At 65.9% G+C, this 19,307-nt stretch carries 21 protein-coding genes; 10 read left to right on the forward strand and 11 right to left on the reverse strand.

The window, feature by feature from the left end; genetic code table 11:
- Positions 1 to 255 precede the first annotated feature (255 nt).
- Positions 256 to 888, forward strand: a complete 633-nt coding sequence (locus ACWF5H_RS14510) for an O-methyltransferase (protein WP_452037668.1) — start codon at positions 256 to 258, stop codon at positions 886 to 888.
- Positions 889 to 939: 51 nt separating this feature from the next.
- On the opposite strand, the gene ACWF5H_RS14515 is transcribed toward ACWF5H_RS14510, so the two are convergent.
- The 5 genes from ACWF5H_RS14515 to ACWF5H_RS14535 form a co-directional block, all read right to left on the reverse strand.
- A complete protein-coding gene (locus ACWF5H_RS14515; RefSeq protein ID WP_452037670.1) occupies positions 940 to 2,541 on the reverse strand; it encodes a leucyl aminopeptidase family protein in 1,602 nt (533 codons plus the stop codon).
- Positions 2,542 to 2,553: 12 nt separating this feature from the next.
- Positions 2,554 to 2,733: a DUF3117 domain-containing protein gene (locus ACWF5H_RS14520; RefSeq protein WP_127511285.1), complete on the reverse strand. Its 180-nt coding sequence runs from the start codon at positions 2,731 to 2,733 to the stop codon at positions 2,554 to 2,556.
- Between the two features lie 175 nt (positions 2,734 to 2,908).
- On the reverse strand, positions 2,909 to 4,144 hold the full coding sequence (locus ACWF5H_RS14525) for a hypothetical protein (RefSeq protein ID WP_452037672.1): 1,236 nt from the start codon (positions 4,142 to 4,144) through the stop codon (positions 2,909 to 2,911).
- 5 nt (positions 4,145 to 4,149) lie between these two features.
- Entirely contained in the window at positions 4,150 to 4,524 is a 375-nt protein-coding gene (locus ACWF5H_RS14530) for a DivIVA domain-containing protein (RefSeq protein WP_364648129.1), read from the reverse strand.
- Between the two features lie 34 nt (positions 4,525 to 4,558).
- Positions 4,559 to 5,341, reverse strand: a complete 783-nt coding sequence (locus ACWF5H_RS14535; RefSeq protein ID WP_364648126.1) for an LOG family protein — start codon at positions 5,339 to 5,341, stop codon at positions 4,559 to 4,561.
- Positions 5,342 to 5,507: 166 nt separating this feature from the next.
- Here ACWF5H_RS14535 and ACWF5H_RS14540 point away from each other — a divergent pair, with 166 nt between their 5' ends.
- The 4 genes from ACWF5H_RS14540 to ACWF5H_RS14555 all read left to right on the forward strand — a co-directional run bounded on the left by ACWF5H_RS14540 (position 5,508) and on the right by ACWF5H_RS14555 (position 8,862).
- Positions 5,508 to 6,326 carry an amino acid ABC transporter ATP-binding protein gene (locus tag ACWF5H_RS14540; RefSeq protein ID WP_452037675.1) on the forward strand — a complete coding sequence of 273 codons (819 nt, stop codon included), beginning with the start codon at positions 5,508 to 5,510 and terminating at the stop codon, positions 6,324 to 6,326.
- A 58-nt stretch (positions 6,327 to 6,384) separates the two neighbouring features.
- The gene (locus ACWF5H_RS14545) at positions 6,385 to 7,239 is read left to right on the forward strand and encodes a glutamate ABC transporter substrate-binding protein (RefSeq protein WP_364648123.1); all 855 of its coding nucleotides are present in this window, start codon (positions 6,385 to 6,387) and stop codon (positions 7,237 to 7,239) included.
- A 67-nt stretch (positions 7,240 to 7,306) separates the two neighbouring features.
- On the forward strand, positions 7,307 to 8,002 hold the full coding sequence (locus tag ACWF5H_RS14550; RefSeq protein ID WP_364648120.1) for an amino acid ABC transporter permease: 696 nt from the start codon (positions 7,307 to 7,309) through the stop codon (positions 8,000 to 8,002).
- Positions 7,999 to 8,862, forward strand: a complete 864-nt coding sequence (locus tag ACWF5H_RS14555) for an amino acid ABC transporter permease (protein ID WP_452037678.1) — start codon at positions 7,999 to 8,001, stop codon at positions 8,860 to 8,862. Before ACWF5H_RS14550 ends, ACWF5H_RS14555 begins: the two co-directional genes overlap by 4 nt.
- Positions 8,863 to 8,960: 98 nt before the next feature.
- Here ACWF5H_RS14555 and dapE read toward each other — a convergent pair whose 3' ends face one another.
- Positions 8,961 to 10,049, reverse strand: a complete 1,089-nt coding sequence (gene dapE / locus ACWF5H_RS14560) for a succinyl-diaminopimelate desuccinylase (protein WP_452037679.1) — start codon at positions 10,047 to 10,049, stop codon at positions 8,961 to 8,963.
- 77 nt (positions 10,050 to 10,126) lie between these two features.
- On the opposite strand from dapE, the gene dapD reads away from it, so the two are divergent.
- Positions 10,127 to 11,098: a 2,3,4,5-tetrahydropyridine-2,6-dicarboxylate N-succinyltransferase gene (gene dapD, locus ACWF5H_RS14565; RefSeq protein WP_452037680.1), complete on the forward strand. Its 972-nt coding sequence runs from the start codon at positions 10,127 to 10,129 to the stop codon at positions 11,096 to 11,098.
- Positions 11,099 to 11,119: 21 nt separating this feature from the next.
- Positions 11,120 to 11,980 carry a hypothetical protein gene (locus ACWF5H_RS14570; protein WP_452037682.1) on the forward strand — a complete coding sequence of 287 codons (861 nt, stop codon included), beginning with the start codon at positions 11,120 to 11,122 and terminating at the stop codon, positions 11,978 to 11,980.
- 15 nt (positions 11,981 to 11,995) lie between these two features.
- Here ACWF5H_RS14570 and ACWF5H_RS14575 read toward each other — a convergent pair whose 3' ends face one another.
- Positions 11,996 to 12,607: a hypothetical protein gene (locus tag ACWF5H_RS14575; RefSeq protein WP_452037683.1), complete on the reverse strand. Its 612-nt coding sequence runs from the start codon at positions 12,605 to 12,607 to the stop codon at positions 11,996 to 11,998.
- A gap of 184 nt (positions 12,608 to 12,791) precedes the next feature.
- Between ACWF5H_RS14575 and galE the strand changes: the two genes are divergently transcribed.
- Positions 12,792 to 13,805, forward strand: coding sequence for a UDP-glucose 4-epimerase GalE (gene galE / locus ACWF5H_RS14580; RefSeq protein WP_452037684.1), 1,014 nt, complete (start codon positions 12,792 to 12,794; stop codon positions 13,803 to 13,805).
- A gap of 346 nt (positions 13,806 to 14,151) precedes the next feature.
- On the opposite strand, the gene ACWF5H_RS14585 is transcribed toward galE, so the two are convergent.
- The 3 genes from ACWF5H_RS14585 to fdxA form a co-directional block, all read right to left on the reverse strand.
- Entirely contained in the window at positions 14,152 to 15,435 is a 1,284-nt protein-coding gene (locus ACWF5H_RS14585; protein WP_452037685.1) for a citrate synthase, read from the reverse strand.
- 162 nt (positions 15,436 to 15,597) lie between these two features.
- Positions 15,598 to 16,725 carry a succinyldiaminopimelate transaminase gene (gene dapC, locus ACWF5H_RS14590; protein WP_452037686.1) on the reverse strand — a complete coding sequence of 376 codons (1,128 nt, stop codon included), beginning with the start codon at positions 16,723 to 16,725 and terminating at the stop codon, positions 15,598 to 15,600.
- A 5-nt stretch (positions 16,726 to 16,730) separates the two neighbouring features.
- The gene (gene fdxA / locus ACWF5H_RS14595; protein ID WP_127511272.1) at positions 16,731 to 17,054 is read right to left on the reverse strand and encodes a ferredoxin; all 324 of its coding nucleotides are present in this window, start codon (positions 17,052 to 17,054) and stop codon (positions 16,731 to 16,733) included.
- Between the two features lie 91 nt (positions 17,055 to 17,145).
- On the opposite strand from fdxA, the gene ACWF5H_RS14600 reads away from it, so the two are divergent.
- A complete protein-coding gene (locus ACWF5H_RS14600) occupies positions 17,146 to 17,406 on the forward strand; it encodes a putative acetyltransferase (RefSeq protein WP_452037688.1) in 261 nt (86 codons plus the stop codon).
- Here ACWF5H_RS14600 and ACWF5H_RS14605 read toward each other — a convergent pair.
- Positions 17,394 to 18,710 (reverse strand): MFS transporter, encoded by a 1,317-nt coding sequence (locus ACWF5H_RS14605; protein ID WP_452037689.1) that lies wholly within the window; start codon positions 18,708 to 18,710, stop codon positions 17,394 to 17,396. The two genes, ACWF5H_RS14600 and ACWF5H_RS14605, sit on opposite strands and share 13 nt — an antisense overlap.
- Positions 18,711 to 18,777: 67 nt before the next feature.
- Between ACWF5H_RS14605 and ACWF5H_RS14610 the strand changes: the two genes are divergently transcribed.
- Positions 18,778 to 19,272 (forward strand): ArsR/SmtB family transcription factor, encoded by a 495-nt coding sequence (locus ACWF5H_RS14610; RefSeq protein WP_364648088.1) that lies wholly within the window; start codon positions 18,778 to 18,780, stop codon positions 19,270 to 19,272.
- The last annotated feature ends 35 nt before the right edge of the window (positions 19,273 to 19,307 follow it).

The raw sequence follows: 19,307 nt of genomic DNA on the forward strand, positions 1-19,307 counted from the left end.
ATCCGGGAATGCGGCGCGCGAGTTGCCGGTCTGGCTAACGGCGTCCCGGGTAACCATCTTGGCCCAGAAAACTGGGAGAATTCTGTAAACAAGCTTTGCGAACCCCGCCAACCTCGGCGGCGTTGCGCTCCTTTTGCCGACCATGGCCTCGGTTCCCGCCGCACGCGCGGAAATGCGGCTATTTCTGGCAGTAGGCTTGGCACTGCGGCCCTTGGCCGTTTTCCCCTGAAGAACCTGAAGAGAAAGCGATGATCCATGAGCGCCGACAAGCAGACGAGTTGGTCCTACACGGAGGGGCTTCCCGCCGAGGATGACGTCTTGCTGCGCGCCCGGGAACGATCCTATGAGCTGGGAGTAGCAGCGGTGGGACCCGGCGTGGGTGCGGCCCTGACCGTACTCGCCGCCGGCACCAAGGCGCAAACCGTGGTGGAAATCGGTTCCGGCGCCGGCGTCTCCGGAGTCTGCTTGTTGCGCGGACTGCCCCAGGCCGCGGTGCTCACCACTATCGACGCAGATGTCGACCACCTGCGGGCCGCGCGCCAGGCCTTCGTCGATGCCGGGGTCCCCGGCAACCGCACCCGCACGATCTCCGGCCGCGCGGCGGACGTGCTGCCGCGGCTGACGGACAACGCCTATGACTTGGTCTTCGTCGATGCAGACAAGCCCTCTTACCCGCTGTACGTGGAGCAAGCGGTCCGGCTGCTCAAGCGCGGCGGCATGCTGATTGTCAACGATGCGCTGGACCGTGACCGGGTCTCCGATCCGGCCATCCGCGAAGACTCCACCACCACGCTGCGCAAGGTCGGCAAGGCTATCCGCGAGAACGACCAGCTGGTGTCCACTATCCTGCCGACCGGCGACGGGCTGCTGCTGGCCGTCAAACGCTGACGGCTCCGATGCCGCCCTGCCCACCTGCGGGCTGGGCCCGGGCGCTCCGGCCTAGCCCCGGTAGGAGCGCAGGAAGGACAACAGCAGCCGGGCACCGTAGCCGGTGGCGCCCTTGGTGACTTCGCCCTGATCGGAGTCGGCGCGCGCCGGACCGGCGATGTCCAGATGGATCCACGGCGTCCCGCCCACGAACTCGCGCAAGAACAGGGCCGCGGTAATCGATCCGCCGCCGACCTTCGACTTCTGCGAGGCAATGTGGGAGATGTCGGCGATGCCCGACTCCAGCGCGAAGCTGTACTCGGCGGCCACCTCGTCCAGCGGCATGTGCCAGACCCGCTCCCCGGTTGCCTCACCGGCGGCTTCGAAGGCACGCAGCAGGCCCGGCAGGGTGCCGTAAAGCGCCGCGTGCCGCTTGCCCAGGCCCATGGATGCGGCACCGGTTAAGGTGGCGACGTCCACCAGCACGTCGGGCTGCAACCGCGCCACGGCGTAGGCGAGTCCGTCGGCCAGCACCATGCGGCCCTCGGCGTCCGTGTTGCCGATCTCCACCGTGGTGCCGTTGTAGACGGTCACCACGTCGCCCGGCCGGTAGGAGCCGGCGCCGATGGAGTTCTCGGCCAGGGCTAGCAGTCCGGTGACACGGTGCGGCACCCCCAGCTCCGCGGCGGCGGCGAGCACGGCCATGACGACGCCGGCGCCCGCCATGTCGGTCTTCATCGGGACCATGGGCTCACGCGGCTTGAGTGACAGCCCGCCGGTGTCGAAGGTAATGCCCTTACCGACGATCACAATGTGCTTGGTGTCCTTGCCGGCGTGTGCGGGCGTGTAGTCCAGCTGGACCAGCCTGGGCGGAGTCGGGGACGCCGATCCCACGGCCAGCAGTCCCCCGAAGCCCTCGGCAGCCAATTGCTGCTCGTCCCAGACGTGGATGCTCAAGCCGCTGGCGCCGGCGATCCGGCTGGCCTGGCCGGCCATCCACTCCGGGTTCTTAACGTTGGACGGCATGTTCGCCAGATTCCGGACCAGCCAAGTGGCCCGGGCACCGGCAGAGGCAGCCGTGGCCGTCCCCTCCGCCAGGCCGCTGACTTCCAAAACCGCCGCCATCGGCTGCGGCGCCGTCGAGGAACCCGCACGCGGAGGCCGGTAGCCACCGAGCAGGAATCCCTCGATAAACGCCTGCTGCAACTCTTCGGGCAAACTGTCGACGGCGGTGGTGCGCACCGTCTCGGTGCCCATGGTCGCCCGTGCCAGGGCGGCCCCGGCCTTGCGCAGCTCTGCGGGACTGCCGCTGCCCAGCCCAATCAGGACCAGCCGCGAGGGCAGACCCTGGGAATGCGGCGGGGCGGGCACGGCCAGCACGTCGCCAGCCTTGCCGGAGATCCCGTGGACCTCGGCCAAGGCCACCACGTCGACGCCGAAGTCCGCCGCCGCTTCGCCCGCACCGTGGCGGGGTTGTGGCGTGGCCCGCTCAGCGCCGCCCTCGCCCGCCGCAATCGGCACGGCAACCACCGCGACGCCGGCGGCAGCCCGGACCGGCGATTCTCCTCGACCAAGCGGGGAGTGTGCCCGGACCTGCGCCATCGGCGGTTCGGTCAGGGTCGACTCCAGAGTGTGGGCGGTGTGTTCCGCTGCGGAGGCGGGAACGCGGCTCACAGCAAACGGTTCCTAGCTCGCCACGTCGCTGGTGACGCCCAGCAGGCAGTCTTTGAGGTTGCCCGCTTCTTCGGCGTTGAGTTCCAGCACCAGACGCCCGCCGCCGTCGATGGGAACCCGCAGGATGAGGCTGCGCCCCTCCTTGGTTACTTCCATCGGACCGTCACCGGTACGCGGTTTCATCGCAGCCATCTGGGAATTCCCTTCCGCCATGGGGCAGTCCGATCCGTGATCGCACTGCCCGCCAACCTCACATCAACGGCCTTCATTTGTGTGGCCGCCATGTCCAACCACTTTCTATTATCGCGTACATCACAACCGGGTGCTAATTCCGCCCCGGCGCGGTGCGGCGGACACCGGCCCGCCGCTACGGCGGATAGTCCCCGCCGCCGGGCAGTTGCGACCAGGACCAGAGCCAGGCGACCCAGACAATCTGCCCCGCCAGGAACATCACGGCCAGGCAGAAACGGTAGGCCCGGCTGCGGGACACGAAGGCCGCTGCCAGGGCCAGCGGGAAGAGCGGAAGCATCAGCCGGAACGTGCTGGTCTGCGGGTGCAGGAAGGCGAGCAGGTAGCCCAGATAGCAGACACACCACAGCCTCAAATCGGCGCCAATGCTCCGGACCGGCGGGCTGCACAAGAACCAGGCCGCCGCGGCGACCAGCAGCAGGGGCGCCATCATTCCGCCCACCGGCCCGAACAAGTGCACGCCCATGTCGAACCACGGCCTGAACAGCACCAGGTCATCACCCCGCCAGGCAGTCTCCGTGTCCGTGTAGGCGGTCGGCTCCCCGGTGACCGACCAGGCCAACACCGGCCAAGCCACGGCGGCGGCACAGCTGACCAGCGCCAGCGCTGCCGCGCGGAGGAACTCCGGGGTGTCCAGTGGGTCCATGCGGCGCCGCTTGATCCGCCACAGCAGGTGCAGGCCAACAAGCGCCGCGAAGGGCACGCCCACCGGCCGGGACAGGCACATCAGCACCACCACCGGAATCGCCAGCAGGTACTTCCGCTGCACCAGCAGCAACAGCGCCGCTGCCAACAGCGCCAGGTTCAGCGACTCCGCGTACGGCACCTGGAGGATCGGCGAGACCGGAAAGACCGCCACAAACGCCACGGCCCAGAGTGCGGTGCCGTGCGGTGCGTACCGCCGGAAGAGTTTGAAGATCACCAGCACGGCCGCAAAGCCGGCGATGGTGGCCACCAGCGGGGCCAGCACCTGCCAGCCCAGCCCGGTGGCTGCCGCCAGGCCGCGCACAATGCCGGGGAAGAGGGCGTAGAACGCCCATTGGTTCTCCACCGCCCGCCCATCCACACCGCGCGGAATGTCTGACGGATAGCCTTCCAAATAGACCTGGTGGTACCAGGCGCTGTCCCAAATGCCGATGAAGGAGAGATATTCCGGGTGCGCGTCGGTCCACGGATTCGGGCCTTGCTGCCGGGCCACCGCCAGGAAGACCACCAGCGAATACACCCGTGAGGCGGCATAGAGCAGAGTGACTTGGATCCACCACGGCCAGCCGGCGATCCGTTGGCGCCAGAAGAAAAACTCGGCGTTCACGGCCTCCCGCAGCACCCGCGTCCGCGGGAGACGGTCCTGCACCCGAGTCACCCTTCCCGCGCCGGGCGGGACCCGCCGTCGTGCTGTGGCTGGCTCAACTGCCGGATCAGCCGCTCCTTGGCACCCAGTTCGGACCGCAGGACCTCCAGCACTTCGTCCACTTGGTCCATCCGGTAGCCCCGCAAGGCGGTGGAAAACCGCAGGCTGTCCAGGTCTTCGGCGCGCGGATGTTCTGGCAGCAGCACCGCCGGCAGCCGCGCCTCATGCTCGCTCAGTCCGTGGAGGGCGGCCACGTGTCCCACTTCCCAGCCGCCGGCGGCGTCATCGTCGCTGGTTGCCTTCTTCCGCCCCCAGCGTCCGGACGCGGCCACAGCAGCCGCGCCGGCGACGGCGATGGCAAGGAAAACCAGAAATACGCTCACAGGACCATCGTGCCAGAGTGCGTGCGCCGCGGGCTTAGAAACCGGTGCGGGCAGACAACCCGGAGACGATCTGTTGGACCGCTTCCTCGGCCGTGTCCACCACGCTGATCAGGTCCAGGTCGACCTCCGCGATCATGGTCTCGGTCAGCAGGGTGTTCCGGATCCAGTCGATCAGCGGCGACCAGAAAGCGGTGCCAACGAGCACAATCGGGAAGGACGTCACCTTCTTGGTCTGGACCAGCACCATCGCCTCGAACAGTTCGTCCAAGGTGCCCAGGCCGCCGGGCAGCACAATGAACCCCTGAGCGTACTTGACGAACATGGTCTTGCGGGCGAAAAAGTACCGGAAATTGATACCCAGATCCACCCAGTTATTCAGCCCTTGCTCAAACGGCAACTCAATGCCCAGTCCCACGGAGACGCCACCGGCCTCGCTGGCCCCCTTGTTGGCCGCTTCCATCGAACCGGGACCGCCGCCGGTAATGACGGCGAAGTTCTGCCGGACCAGTAAACGCCCAATCTCTTCCGCAATGGCGTAATGCTTGCTGCCCGACTTGGTGCGGGCGGAGCCGAAGACGCTGATCGCCGGGCCAAGATCGGCCAAGGTGCCGAAGCCTTCCACGAATTCGCTCTGGATCCGCAGCACCCGCCAGGGATCCGTATGCGTGAATTCCGCCCGGTCCTTGGTATCCAACAGATACTGATCGGCCTGCGGGATGTCCGCTTGGCCGCGCCGCAGTTCCACCGGTCCCTTGAAACGGATCTTCGGAGCGCCGGGGCGTTGGGACGGCAGCGGAACATCTTGCTGGTTTGTCATTTCCCAAGGCTACAGATTCGGCGGCCGTCCGGGGCGGTTTTTCCATCGATTCGGCTAAGGATTCGGCGTTTTTGGCCCTCCCTGGGCAGGTTGCTCTTGAATCACAATTCCGACCGTCCGGTCGCTAATGCATTGCTTGAAGGGAATCTTTCGCTAGATTCGTTCCATGACCAGTGACGAATCGCATAGTGAAACGCCGCCTGCTGCTCCGGCGGCGGCAACCGGAGCCAGGTCTGCCACCCCGACGGGTCAGCCGCTGGTCTCCTTGAAGAACGTGAATAAGCACTTCGGTGCCCTCCACGTGCTGCAGGACATCAACCTGGAAGTCACCAAAGGCGAAGTGGTGGTGGTGATCGGGCCGTCCGGCTCGGGCAAGTCCACCCTCTGCCGGGCGATCAACCGCTTGGAAACCATCGACGACGGCGAGATCCTCGTCGACGGCACCAAGCTGCCGGCCGAAGGCAAGGCTCTGGCCAAACTGCGCGCCGACGTCGGGATGGTCTTCCAGTCGTTCAACCTCTTTGCCCACAAATCGATTCTGGAGAACGTGACTCTGGGCCCGATCAAGGTCAAGGGGATGAAGCCATCCGAGGCCAAGGAACTGGCGATGAGCCTACTGCAGCGGGTGGGCGTGGCCAACCAGTCGCAGAAGCTGCCGGCTCAGCTCTCCGGCGGCCAGCAACAGCGCGTGGCGATCGCCCGGGCGCTGGCCATGAAGCCCAAGGTGATGCTCTTCGACGAGCCCACCTCCGCGCTTGATCCGGAAATGATCAACGAAGTGCTGGACACCATGGTGCAGTTGGCCAAGGAGGGCATGACCATGATCGTGGTGACGCATGAGATGGGCTTCGCGCGCAAGGCGGCGGACCGGGTGATTTTCATGGCCGACGGCAGGATCGTGGAGCAGGCCACGCCGGAAGAATTCTTCACCAACCCGAAGAGCGACCGGGCCAAGGACTTCCTGGGCAAGATTCTCGAACACTAAGACCCCTTACACACCTGGCCCTCCGCCCAAGGAGGGTCGACAAACGCAAGGAGAAGACATGCGAAAGACTCGTTACGGATTGGCTGCGATGGCGGCCGGAGCCGCGCTCGTGCTGTCCGCCTGTGGCGGCGGCGGCACCGAAGGCGGCGGAGAAGCGTCCGGCGGCAGCGGCGGCGGCGAGAAGGTCCGCATCGGCATCAAGTACGACCAGCCGGGCCTGGGCTTTTCCTCAGGCGGCCAGTTCAGCGGCTTCGACGTGGACGTAGCCAAGTACGTGGCCAACGAGCTGGGCTACTCCGAGGGCCAGATCGAATTCGTCGAGTCGCCCTCGGCCAACCGCGAAAACATGCTCGCCAACAATCAGGTGGACATGATCTTCGCGACCTACTCCATCACCGATGAGCGGAAGAAGACTGTCGATTTCGCCGGCCCGTACTTCGTGGCCGGCCAGGATCTGCTGGTCCGTGCGGACGACACTTCCATCACCGGCCCGGACTCGCTCAACGGCAAGAACCTCTGCTCGGTGACCGGCTCCACCTCGGCCCAGCGGATCAAGGACGAGCACGCCTCCAACGTGAACCTGGTCGAGCGGCCCAGCTACGCAGAATGCGTCACCGCCATGCAGGGCGGCCAGATCGACGCGGTGACCACCGACGACATCATCCTGGCCGGCCTGGCCGCGCAGCCGAACAATGCCGGCAAGTACAAGGTGGTCGGCAACCCGTTCTCCGAGGAGAACTACGGCGTCGGTCTGCCGAAGGGCACCGACAAGTGCGCCGATATCAACGCCGCGATCAACAAGATGGTCGAAGACGGCTCGTGGGAAGAGGCCCTGAAGAAGAACACAGAGGGCGTCGACTACTCCTACAACACCAAGCTGAACCCGCCGAAGCCGGGCGAAGCCTGCGCCTAGCCAGAACTGCTGTGGGGCGGGGCATTCCCGCCCCACAGCATGACACGCCTCTTCCCACCGAAAGGGGATGGACAGTTTGTCCGAGTATTTCCAGAGCTTTCTGACGGCGCTGGAGAGCTATGACGTCGTCGGAGCCTTCTGGGTCAATATCCAGCTCGCGTTCTGGGCCGCACTGGGCTCCGCGGTCCTGGGCACTGTCCTGGCGCTGATGCGTATCTCTCCCGTGCCCAGCTTTCAATGGGTAGGTTCTGCATACGTCAATATTTTCCGCAACACGCCGCTGACCATCATCATGACCTTCTGCATCTTGGTCCTCGTGTTCCAGCTGCAAATCAACCTCTCAAGCGACTTCAACTTCAACTTCTTCCTCTGGGCCGTTGTCGGCTTGACCGTCTACCACGCCGCCTTCGTCTGCGAAGCCATCCGCAGCGGTGTCAATACCGTGCCGCTGGGCCAGGCCGAAGCGGCACGTGCCATCGGCCTCAGCTTCCTGCCGGCGGCCAGGATCATCATCCTGCCGCAGGCCTTCCGCGGAGCCATTGCCCCACTTGGCAACACGCTGATCGCCCTGACCAAAAACACCACCGTGGCAGCAGCGGCCTCGGTCCCCGAAGCCGCCGGCCTGATGAAGACCATGATTGAGTTCCGGCCCGACGTCATTCTGGCTATTTTCGCCACCTTTGCCGCCGGTTTCGTTCTCATCGTGATACCGATCGGCCTGCTGACCACATGGCTCTCGACGAAACTGGCGGTGGCACGATGAGCGTCAAGCAAAGCGTCCTCTTCGATGCGCCCGGCCCCAAGGCCAGGGCACGGATCTTGGGAACCAACATCCTCGGAATCGTCATTTTCCTAGCCGCAGCGTTCTTTGTGCTGAAGGGTCTCAGCGACAAAGGTCAATTGGCACCCGAACTGTGGAGCCCCTTCCTGACCGCCGAAGTCTGGCAGTTCACCATTCTGCCGGGCCTGATGAATACCTTTAAGGCCGCCGCGGTGGCCATTGTCACCTCGGTCATCTTCGGACTGCTCTTTGGCGTGGGCCGGCTCGCCGCGAACGCCACGCTCCGCCGGATCTGCGGCGTGATTGTCGAATTCCTGCGGGCCGTCCCCGTGCTGCTGATGATGATTTTCTTCTATCTGCTGTTTGGACAGCTGCAGATTGGCACACCGGCTGACATTCCGTTCTACGCCGTCGTGGTGGCGTTGACGCTGTACAACGGTTCGGTCATCGCCGAACTGGTCCGTTCGGGTGTGTTCGGCCTGCCCAAGGGCCAGCGCGAGGCCGGCATGGCCATCGGCATGACGCGGAGCCAGTCGTTGCGGAACATCGAACTGCCGCAGGCGCTCGTGGCCATGCTGCCGGCCCTGGTCAGCCAGTTCGTGGTGATCTTGAAGGACTCCGCCCTCGGTTACATCATCACCTACGCGGAACTGCTGCGGTCTCTGCAGATCTACGGTTCCGCCGGGCCGATTCTGCAGGCGCTGACAGTAGCTGCTGTCCTCTTCATCATCATCAACTTTGCCCTGTCGTGGTTGGCAAACTGGTTGTCCAGGTTCCTGAGCAGCCGGACGGCGGGCGAAACCAAGCCGCTGACCACCCAGCCGATGGCCACCAAGATCTGATCTCGGACGGAAAGCGGGACAAGGAAGGGGAGGATGCCTGCGCATCCTCCCCTTCACCGTTAGGTCGGCAGCCTGATCCTACGGATCCGGCCACAAAGTCAGTCAGCCAGCCAGCGCCGGAGCGCGGCCAGACACTGACGGATGGCCTCCGCCGGCACATGTTCGTTTTCGGTATGGGCCAGCAGTGCGTCGCCGGGGCCGAAATTCACCGCCGGAATGCCCAGCTCGCTGAACCGTGCCACGTCGGTCCAGCCGTATTTGGGCTTCGGCTCCGCCCCCACGGCGGCAACAAAGTCGGCGGCGGCGGGGTGGTTCAGGCCGGGGCGGGCCCCTGCCGCAGCATCGGTGCGCACCACGGAGAAGCCATCCAGCAGATTGCGCACATACTGCTCGGCGTCCTCGGGCGACTTATCGGGGGCAAACCGATAGTTGATTTCCACCGTGGTGCCATCCGGGATGACATTTCCGGCCGTGCCGCCATTGATCTTCACGGCGTTCAGGCTCTCGCGGTAGTCCAGCCCGTCCACCGTCACAGTGGCCGGTTCATGGTCGCGGAGCCGGACCAGGATCTCCGCCGCAGCGTGAATGGCGTTGACCCCCATCCACGCCCGTGCGGAATGGGCTGCTTGCCCGACGGTGCCGACCTCGAACCGGGCGGTGCCGTTGCAGCCTCCTTCCACCGTTCCGTCGGTTGGTTCCAGCAGGATGGCGAAGTCGCCCTGCAGCAACTGCGGGTGGTTGCGCACCAACCGGCCCAGCCCGCTCAGTGATGCTTCAACTTCCTCGTGATCGTAGAACACGTAGGTGACATCGCGGGCCGGCGCGGTCAGCTCGGCGGCCAAGGCTAATTGCACGGCCACTCCGCCCTTCATGTCGGTAGCGCCCCGCCCGTAGAGCACAGTCCCGTCCCAGGCCGACGGCACGGTACCGCGGGAGCCGGCAGTGGTCGGCAGCGGCACGGTGTCCAGATGCCCGGCCAGGATGACCCGTTCCTTCCTCCGCAACTGCGTGCGGGCCACAATGGCGTCGCCATCCCTGACCACGTCCAGATGGGGCAGGGCGCGCAAGGCGTCCTCGACGGCGTCGGCCAATACCGTTTCGTTCCCGGAAACGCTGTTAATGTCGATCAGCGAGGCCGTCAGGTCGGCGACGTCGGCGGTCAGGTCCAGGGCGATGGTAGAAGTCACTTCCCCAGCTTAGCCAGCCGACCCGCGGTGCCCTCAACGTACCGAAGGCGCCAAGCGCGCTCGGTAGACTTGAAACCATGACTGAGAGCACCACGGCTGTAACCGCGCCCCGCACCGCCTATGGCACCGGCTTGGCCACCGTCACCGACGCCGGCACCGTCCTGGATGTCTGGTATCCAGCCCCGGCCTTGGGCACCCCGCCGGCGGCCCAGGAGGCCGAAGCCGATCTGGCGGCCGATGCCGCTGACGGCGCCGACGCCGACCGCGGCACCCATCTTGAGGTCCTCAGTCGCAGCATCGACCTGGACGCTCCTCCGGCGGACACGGCGGATGCCTACCTTCGCCTGCACCTGCTCTCCCACCGCCTCGTGGAACCCAACTCGCTGAACATGGACGGCGTCTTCGGCCAGCTGGCCAATGTGGTGTGGACCAATTTCGGTCCCTGCGCCGTGGAAGGCTTCGAATCAGTTCGCCGCCGTTTGCGCCGCCGCGGGCCGGTGACTGTGTACGGCGTGGACAAGTTCCCCCGCATGGTTGATTACGTGGTCCCTTCCGGCGTGCGCATTGCCGATGCCGACCGCGTCCGGCTGGGCGCGCATTTGGCCGCCGGCACCACCGTGATGCATGAGGGCTTCGTCAACTTCAACGCCGGCACGCTGGGCACGTCCATGGTGGAAGGCCGCATCTCTGCGGGTGTCATCGTGGCGGACGGTTCCGACGTCGGCGGCGGCGCCTCGATCATGGGCACCCTCTCCGGCGGCGGCAAAGAACGAATCAGCATCGGTGAGCGTGTCTTGCTGGGTGCCAACTCCGGCGTCGGCATCAGCATCGGCGACGATTGCGTTGTCGAGGCCGGCCTGTACGTTACCGCCGGCACCCGGGTCAGCCTTCTCGACGTAGCCAGCGGGGACCATCGCCAGGTCAAGGCCGTCGAGCTGTCCGGCCTGTCCAGTCTGCTGTTCCGCCGCAACTCCACCAGCGGCGCGGTGGAAGTCCTGCCGCGCAAGGGGCAGAGCGTCGAACTCAACGCCGTCCTGCACGCCAACTAGCCGCATTCCCACGCCACCGCCATGTCCAGGGCAGCACGCATACGCCGGAGACGAAGTCTGGTCAGCCTGATCGTGCTGCTGGCCCTGGTCGGCGTCGGCGTCTACTTTGCCGCCACCGTCATTGACCGGAGCCAGACCCTGGTCAGGGAGCGGTGCACCGCCGTGGTTGGCTCGGACACCTTTGAACTGGCACCGGACCAGGCTGCGAATGCCGCGCTGATCTCCGGAGTCTCCATCGAGCGTGGGCTGCCCGCGCGGGCCGCGTCGATTGCCCTGGCGACGGCCATCCAGGAGTCCAAGCTGCGCAATATCGACTATGGCGATACGGCCGGCCCGGACTCCCGCGGGTTGTTCCAGCAGCGGCCGTCGCAGGGCTGGGGCACCGAAGAGCAGGTACAGGATCCGGTGTATGCGGCGAACAAGTTCTACGAGGTGCTCGAAAAGGTTCCGGATTATGAGTCGATGCCGGTGACCGACGCCGCCCAGACGGTTCAGCGCAGCGCCTATCCCCTCGCCTATGCGGACCATGAGGCCGAGGCCAAGGCCTTTGCTTCGGCGCTGACCGGCCACTCCCCTGCCGCTTTGAACTGCGTGCTTAAGGAAGCCGAGGCGACCGGGGACCCGAGTGCGGTGCTGGCGCAGCTGGCTGCCGTGCACCCCGGTTTGGACATGGCCGTTGCCGGACGCGAACTCCGGGTGGCCGCCACCGATCAACGAGGTTGGGCCGTTGCCCAGTGGGCAGTCGCGTCCGCGAAGCAGCTCGACCTGGAGTCGGTCGCCTATGCGGGCTTGAGCTGGCAGCGCGACGACGGCGCGTGGGTCGCCGCCGATACCGCCACCGGTTACGTGGTGATGACCGTGGCGCAGGGCACCGAAGTTTGAACCGTTCGGACGGAGCTAAACCATGAGCTCAACAATCGGCTGCACGTAGCTGCGGAAGGTGGACTCGTCGTCCATCAGCGTCTGGGACATGAGGATGCGGTCCGGCTCCACGAACCAGGCACGGGGCTCGCACAGCGGTAGCTCGATCAGCTTCAACTCGAAGGACCGCGCCGCACGCCCCAGTTCCATCTCCCGGTCCTGGACGAGTTCGCGAACCAGCTCTGATTTGCCCTTGGCTTCACGCTCCTGCGCCAGCTCTCCGTACTCGGCCATCCTGGCCCGTGACCAACTCATCGCTGCGCCGAAGTGGGCCTGAAGGAGCCGCTGCAAGGCCGGGCTGTTGGCAAAGGCGGGAAACGATGGCGGCGTAAGTTTGGCGGCGTTTCCCGGGCGCTCCCGGACCAGGTCCTCCCACCATTCCTCCCACTCGCCCCGCAACGCGGAGGGACCGCCGACGTGCGCGGTCAGTTGGCGTGGATCGGCAGTGCGGACGGCGGGCAACACCGGCGAGACCGCCGGTGATCCGGCTCCCTCAAGGTCGGCGACGTCTCGAAGATACAGGGCCAGCAGCATATGCCCAGAGGTGTCGGCGGTAACCCGCCACCCCGGTCCACCTGTGAGGTGCATCCGGTCCGCATCCTTTCGCTCGTAGGGCGAGAGCAGCGCAGCCGTAATGCTCCCGCTGCGGTCTACTGCACGGGATTCCGCTGCTGCCGGTAGCTCAACTCTAGACCTTGCTGTCCAGCCGCTCTACTGGGCCCTGCAGCGGATCCGGCCGGGGGAACGTGGGCCAGCTACTAAGCTGATAGGCATGAGAATTTTGGTCACCGGAGGAACCGGCTTCATCGGCTCGCATACCACCCTCGCTCTGCTGGAGGCTGGCCATGACGTGGTCGTGCTCGACAATCTGGCCAATTCCAGCGAAGAATCGCTGCGCCGGGTCCAGCAGCTGTCGGGCAGGGAAGCACGGTTCTACCAGGCCGATCTCCTGGAAGAGTCCGCGTTGGACCGGGTGCTGGGGGCCGAAGACGTCGACGCCGTGATCCACTTCGCCGGGCTGAAGGCCGTGGGCGAGTCCGTTGAGAAACCGCTGTATTACTACCACAACAATGTGGGCGGAACGCTGAACCTGCTCCGGGCGATGGATGCCCACAACGTCCGCACCATTGTCTTCAGCTCCTCTGCCACGGTGTACGGTTCCACCGAGGAAGTCCCGCTGACCGAAAAGTTGCCGCTGGACGCCATCAACCCCTATGGCCGGACCAAGGAGCAGATCGAGGACATCCTGTCCGATCTGGGCGCCTCCGACCCGCGCTGGCACGTGGCCCTGCTGCGCTACTTCAATCCGGTGGGCGCCCACGAGTCCGGCCTGATCGGCGAAGATCCCACCGGTGTACCGAACAACCTGCTGCCGTTCGTGGCCCAGGTGGCCGTGGGACGCCGGGACAAGGTCCGGGTGTTCGGCAGCGATTACCCGACGCCGGATGGCACCGGTGTGCGCGATTACATCCACGTGATGGACCTGGCCGCCGGCCACTTGGCGGCACTGGACTTCATCGCGCAACGGTCCGGAGTGCGCCGCTGGAACCTAGGCACCGGCAAGGGATCGTCCGTGCTGGAGGTGCTTGCCGCATTCGGCAAGGCCGCCGGATTCGACATCCCCTACGAGCTGACCGACCGCCGCCCCGGCGACGCCGCCGTCAGCTACGCCGATCCCTCTGCCGCGCTGGCTGAACTCGGCTGGTCCGCCGCGAAGACGCTGGAGCAGATGTGCGAGGACCATTGGCGCTGGCAAAAGAACAACCCCAACGGCTACGCCAGCTGATCGGGTAGGTGGAGCAGACGGCCCCCGGATTGCTCCAGGGGCCGGTGGTCGACCAAGGCCGCTTGCGGCCGCGTGGAGACCCGGCCCCGTGGAGACCGGGCCGCGCGTCCCCGCTCCTTTTGGATATGCAGACGGCCCCCGGATTGCTCCAGGGGCCGGTGGTCGACCAAGGCCGCTTGCGGCCGCGTGGAGACCCGGCCGCGTGGAGACCCGGCCGCGTGGAGACCGGGCCGCGCGTCCCCGCTCCTTGGGATATGCCGACGGCCCCTGGATTGCTCCAGGGGCCGTCGACGTTACGGCATGGTCTCCACGCGCTCGCTGGCGCTCGCTTGGTCGACCACCGGGTTTAGCGGGCCGGGTACTGGCGCTCCTGGGAGCCCGTGTACAGCTGGCGCGGGCGGCCGATCTTGGTCTGCGGATCCTTGATCATCTCGCGCCACTGGGCAATCCAGCCCGGCAGGCGGCCGATGGCGAACAGCACGGTGAACATCTTCTCCGGGAAGCCCATGGCCTTGTAGATCAGGCCGGTGTAGAAGTCCACGTTCGGGTACAGCTTGCGCTCGATGAAGTAGTCATCCGCCAGCGCCTTCTCTTCCAGGCGCATGGCGATGTCCAGCAGCTCATCGTTGCCGCCGAGCTTGCCCAGGATCTCGTGCGCCGTGGCTTTCACTAGGCGGGCGCGCGGATCGTAGTTCTTGTAGACGCGGTGCCCGAAGCCCATCAGGCGCACGCCTTCTTCCTTGTTCTTGACCTTCTCCATGAACTGCTCCGGTTCCTGGCCGCTGGCCTGGATCTGGCGGAGCATGTTCAGCACGGCCTCGTTGGCGCCGCCGTGCAGCGGGCCGAACAGGGCGTTGATGCCTGCGGAGACGGAAGCGAACATATTGGCGTTCGAGCTGCCCACCAGGCGCACGGTGGACGTGGAGCAGTTCTGCTCGTGGTCTGCGTGCAGGATCAGCAGCAGGTCCAGCGCCTTGACCACGGTGGGGTCCAGCTCATAGGGCTCGGCCGGCAGACCGAAGCTGAGCCGCAGGTAGTTCTCCACCAGGTTCATGGAGTTGTCCGGGTACAGCAGCGCCTGGCCGATCGACTTCTTATGCGCGTACGCGGCGATCACCGGCAGCTTGGCCATCAGGCGGATGGTGGACAGTTCCACCTGCTCGTCATCAAACGGATCCAGCGAGTCCTGGTAGAAGGTGGACAGCGCGCTGACGGCGGAGGACAGCACCGGCATCGGGTGGGCGTCGCGCGGGAAGCCACCGAAGAACCCTTTGAGCTCCTCATGCAGCAGCGTGTGCCGGCGGATCTTGTGGTCGAAGGTTTCCAACTCCGTGGGCGTCGGCAGTTCGCCGTAGATCAGCAGGTAGGAAACTTCCAGGAAGGACGAGTGCTCGGCAAGCTGCTCGATCGGGTAGCCGCGGTAGCGGAGCACGCCGGCGTCGCCGTCGATGTAGGTGATGGCGGAGGTGGTCGCCGCGGTGTTCATGAACCCCGGGTCGAAGGTGACCGCGCCCGTCTGCTTCAGCAGTTTGGATACGTCATAACCGTCATTGCCTTCGGCGGCCTTGAGCCGCGGAAGTTCGAGTTCGCCGCCGGCAAAGTGCAGCGTGGCACCGGTCTGCTCAGTCATTGAGTCCCCTTCAGGAGGTTTGGAAGCTAACGGCACGCCGGGCGCTTGTGGCTCTGAGCATGCACATACTCGGGTAAAACGCTACCCGCACAGTCACCGATATATCTAATCCGCGACTCACATTTTTGTTCGTATCCACAGTCAGCGGCCATCTTCGCGGGGTCAGGAAAGCCGTTCGACGGCGGCGTCGATCCGTTCATCGCTGCCGGTCAGCGCCACTCGGACGTAGCCGTTCCCGGCGTCGCCATAGAACACCCCGGGGCCGATCACAATGCCCAGTTCGGCAAAACGGCCCACGGTTGTCCACGTATCTTCACCCGCAGTTCCCCAGAGGTACAGCCCGGCCTCGGAATGGTGGATCTCCAGGCCGAACTTCTCCAGCGCCGGCAGCAGGCGCTCCCGCCGGCCCCGGTACAGGTTCTTTTGCTCCTGCACGTGTACATCGTCCTGCAGCGCCGCACGCATCGCGGCCTGCACCGGGAACGGCACAATCATGCCCGCGTGCTTGCGGCTGTTGATCAGATTGCGCATCAACTCCGGGTCCCCGGCCAGGAAGGCCGCCCGGTAGCCGGCGAGGTTCGATTGCTTGCTGAGCGAATAGGTGCACAGCAGGCCCTCATGCGAACCCTGCGCTACAACGGGATCCAGCACGCTGGGAACGGTCCGTCCGCCGCGCGCGGTGTCCCAACTCCCCCAGCCCAGTTCCGCATAGCATTCGTCGGAGGCGACGACGGCGCCCAGCGTCCGGGCGTCCTCGACGAGGGCACGCAGTTCGTCCTGGTCCCGGACGATGCCGGTGGGGTTTCCCGGCGAGTTGACCCACACCAGCTTCACCCGGCTGCGGGTCTGAGCGTCCAGGTCCGCCAGGCTGTCGGCAGCCACCGGGGTGGCGCCGGCCAGGATGGCGCCCATGTCATAGGTGGGATACGCGACGACGGGCCGCACCACCACGTCGCCCTCGCCGAGCCCCAGCAGGGTGGGCAACCACGCAACGAGTTCCTTGGAACCGACGGTGGGCATGACCGCCTCCGGGTCCATGCCGGGAACATTGCGGCGGCGGGCAAACCAGTCAGCTACCGCTGCACGCAGATCGGCGGTGCCGTGCGTGGTCGGGTAGCCCGGGGCGTCGGCGGCGGCGGTCAAGGCCTCGCGGATGACGGCCGGGGTAGGGTCAACCGGCGTGCCGATGGACAGATTCACGGCGCCACCGGGGTGCTCTGCCGCCTTCTGCGCATAGGGCGCCATGGCATCCCACGGGTACTCCGGCAGCTGCAAGCCGAAAGAGCTCATCGAGTTCAGTCTTGGTTCTGCGGCGGCAGCGCGGCGATCAGCGGGTGGTCCTTGTGGGTGTTGCCCAGCTTGGCAGCACCGCCCGGGGAACCCAGGTCGTCGAAGAACTCCACATTCGCCTTGTAGTAGTCGGCCCACTCCTCGGGAGTGTCATCCTCGTAGTAGATTGCCTCCACCGGGCATACTGGTTCGCACGCTCCGCAGTCGACGCATTCATCCGGATGGATGTAGAGGGACCGTTCACCTTCATAGATACAGTCCACCGGGCATTCTTCAATACATGCCTTGTCTTTTACATCCACGCACGGCTGTGCGATTACGTACGTCACGTCCGTCAGCACCTTTCTGAACAGTTAGCCCAAGCGTATCGCTTGGGACCATTATCTCCCCAGCCGGAGGCCGCGCCCCTAGGATGGTCACGTGATACCCGCTACTCCTTCAGCCCCTGTCGCGTTCCTGGCCTTCGCCGCGCCGGGAACGCGGGTGGTGGTCCGCTACCGGATAGAGGGCGGGTTCACGGACGCGCTCGGTGAACTGCTGGCCGCGGATGCGGACACCTGCACGGTCAGGACGGCGCGGCACGGGGACGTCGTCGTTCAGTTGTCTGCGGTGACGGCGGCCAAGCAGGTTCCGCCCGCACCGCCGCGGCGGGCTCCTCGGGCGGGCCGTCAGCCCTCGTAGCTGTCCGGCAGTTGGCGCAGGGACCACAGCGGGGAGAACAGCACCGGCGCCGCCGCGAGAAAGGTCCCGGCCGCGGCGATCCACAGCGTGGACACCAATCCGATAGATTGGCCCAGCACGCCCGCCAGCAGCCCGGACAGCGGCAAGACCCCGTAGACCACAAAGCGGATGGAGGCGTTCATTCTTCCCCGCAGCCGGGGCGGGCATACGCGCTGGCGCATCGTCACCTGCATCACGTTGTAGACCAGCGAGCAGAAGGACAGGCCGGCCTCGCCGACGATCAACAGGACCAGCGCCGACGCGTTGTCCGGCATGAGCACCGACAACGGCATTGCCATCAGGAAGACTGCCGACGCAAGGCTGGCCAGCGGAATCAGGGCTCCCTCGCCGGTCAACCGGGCCAACCGGGGCGCCGCCACCGCTCCCAGCAGTCCCCCGGCCGCGGCCACCGAATAGACCAGCCCCAATGAGGCCGGCCCCAGGCCCAGCTCGCGGAGCACCAGGAGGGGAAACAACGTCGAGGCCAAGCCCGCAAAAAAATTCGTGAGGCCCGTGCAGGCAGCGATCCGGCTGATCAGCGGATGCCGCAGCACGAAGCCGAGCCCTTCCTTGATTTCGACGGCCAGCGGTCGCCGCTGGTGCCTGGGCGCAGGCACTTCGCGGTCCCGGGTTCGGGCCAGGAACAGCGCCGAGAAGAGATAGCCCACGGTGTCCGCCAGGAACAGCAGCGGTGCGGCGATCACCTGCAGCAGGCCACCTCCGGCGGCCGGCCCGGCCATCCTCGCCAACTGGGCGGTGCTCTCCAGCTTCGAATTGGCACCCGGGACCTGATCGTTGCGGACCAGCACCGGCACATAGCTCTGGTAGGCCACATCGAAGAACACGGTGGCCACGCCCAGCACTCCCGCCACCGCGTACAAATGCCACATCTGCAGCAGGTCCATCCACCACAGCAGCGGTACGGACAGCATGGCGGCGGCCCGCACCAGATCCGCCGTGATCATGACCCGCCGCTTGAGCCAGCGGTCAACCCACGCTCCTGCCGGCAGCCCGATCAGCAGGAACGCTGCGGTGGCACTGGCAGTGAGCACGCCCACATTGAATTCGCTGGCGCCAAGGATCACCACCGCCAGCACCGGCATGGCCAGGTGGCCGAGCTGGACCCCGAATTGGCTGATGGTTTGGGCGGACCAGAAGTCGGCGAAGTTCCTGTCCCGCCATAACGACGGCGGTGCTTCCCGCGGCGCGGAATCTTCGGCTTCCGCGGTGGCTCCGGCAGCATGCGGGGCAGGAGGCTCGGTCACCGTCAAAGTCTTGATCAGCGATTGGGGAAAGTCAATCATTCTGCCGCAGGTGTCGTATGCTGGATTCATGCCTACGGATCAGGACCTGCAAGCCACCGGGCGGGCGCTCAGCTCACCGGTCAGGCTGCGCATTCTCCGGCTCTGCCTGCACCGGTCCCGGACCAACAAGGAAATCGCGGAGCTGCTCGGCCTGAATCCGGCCACGTCGCTGCACCATGTGCGCACGCTGCTCAACACCGGCTTCCTCGAGGCCGAAGAACCACGCAAGGGTAACCGGGGCGCCAAGGAAGTCCCCTACCGTGCCACCCGGATGTCCTGGGGCGCCAAGATGCCGGATGCGGCACCTGTGTTGGTGGAAACCTTCCTGCAGGAGATCGAGGGCCTGGCCCCGGACGAGATCGAAACGACGCGGATGGGCATCAAGCTCAACGACGCGCACCGCAACGAGATGCTGGCGAAGATCCGGGCGATCTTCGAGGAATACGCGCTGCTGCCCGCCGACGAGGACGGCACGGCAACCTCAATCTTCCTGGCCCACCATCTGGATCAAACGGCCAACTGACGCCCTTCGCCCCACCTGCTCTGCTGCCGCCGGAC

This window comes from Arthrobacter sp. NPDC055138, from assembly GCF_053607305.1.